The following is a 1347-nucleotide window of genomic DNA, read 5'->3' as shown; positions in this document are numbered from 1 at the left end:
CCATCGCCATGAGCGGCACGGCGTCCGCGACCGCACGCCTTGCTTCACGGGTGTCCTTCCAGGCCACCACGATCCTGCGAGCCGGCAAATCCGTCGCGCCATGGGCGGCGAGGAGGACAGGCCGGCCGGCGCGCAGCACCAACGAGCCTGGATCAACCGTGCGGTAAGAGTCGCCCGTGGACGCGCCTTGGGAAGCGCTGGCGACAACAATGTCGGCAATACGAGCTCGCCTGGCCAGGGCATGGTCCGGATTTTCGATCTCGCCGTGCCAGTCCGTCTTGACCGCTCCAGCCACGAGACTGTCGAACTCGCCGCTCAGATCGGTCAGGCGGCGTCGAATTTCATCCCTGGACTGTTCCCAAATCTCGGCGGCGATCGCGGCACCCTCGGGCGCCATGGTCACCGGCAGCGGAGCGTCCGCGGCGCAGAACCCGATCAAACGGGCGTCGAAGCGTTTGGCCAGGCTCACACCTATCCGTGTGAGCGGCTCGATCGGACCGTCAATGTTGAGGTTCAGCAGGATTGATTTGTAGCTCATCGCACGCGCTTTCGGCTCGACTGTCAGATGAGCTGAATCCTATTTGGGGGAAGCATTCGCGCCTTGATACGGATCAAAGTCGCCTCTGCGCACGCCACGCTTCACGGCATCCGGGATTCGAAATGGATCACCTCGCCATCGACGACGAAGGCGCCGTTCCCGATATGATGGATGGTTTTCGGCTTCGGCTGACCTGGATCGACCCAGGCTTTGAGGACTTCCAGCACGAACAGATTGTATTTGTCGACCAGCCGCGTATCGACCACGCGGCATTCGAGATTGGCGAAGCACTCGGCCACAAGCGGCGCCGACACCCGTTCGGCGGGAAGCGGCGTCAACCATGCCATCGAGAACTTGTCCGTATCCCGGCCAGAACAATTGCCGACCTTCACGACCTTCTCGGCAAGGCCGACGTCGGGGATCGCAATCACGCACTCCTTCGTTTGACGCAAGGCGAAGAACGAGAGGTCATTGCTCGATACGACGCAGGCAATCGTCGGCGGCGCGACCGCCACCATCGTGTGCCACGACATGGTCATGACATTGGAGCGGCCTTGCCCGGATCGCGTCGAAAGCAGAACGACCGGACCGGGTTCGATGAGCCGATAGACTTCGGCAAGCGGCAATTCCTTCATATCCTTCTCTCGCTTCGCATCGACTTGCTGGTTGCCTTGTCGCGGCCATTGCCAGTCTTTGCCTTGATCGGCGTCAAAGCGGGATGCCGAACTCAACATCCATGAACCCGATTGATCGCGATCAACGTCGGCTTGCGCCGGCCGTGCGACGATTGAATGGGATAGACAAGGAAC

2 protein-coding genes are annotated in these 1347 nt (G+C 61.3%); both read right to left on the bottom strand.

What is annotated here, in order from left to right:
* The coding region (locus tag EOD07_RS34535) for a universal stress protein (protein ID WP_127238364.1) at window positions 1-538 on the bottom strand (538 nt) is incomplete at its 3' end.
* Between the two features lie 101 nt (window positions 539-639).
* Entirely contained in the window at window positions 640-1173 is a 534-nt protein-coding gene (locus EOD07_RS34530; RefSeq protein ID WP_127238363.1) for a flavin reductase family protein, read from the bottom strand.
* Between the last annotated feature and the right edge of the window lie 174 nt (window positions 1174-1347).

It is taken from the genome of Mesorhizobium sp. M2C.T.Ca.TU.002.02.1.1 (assembly GCF_003997225.1).
This window is presented reverse-complemented; position numbering and strand designations above follow the sequence as displayed.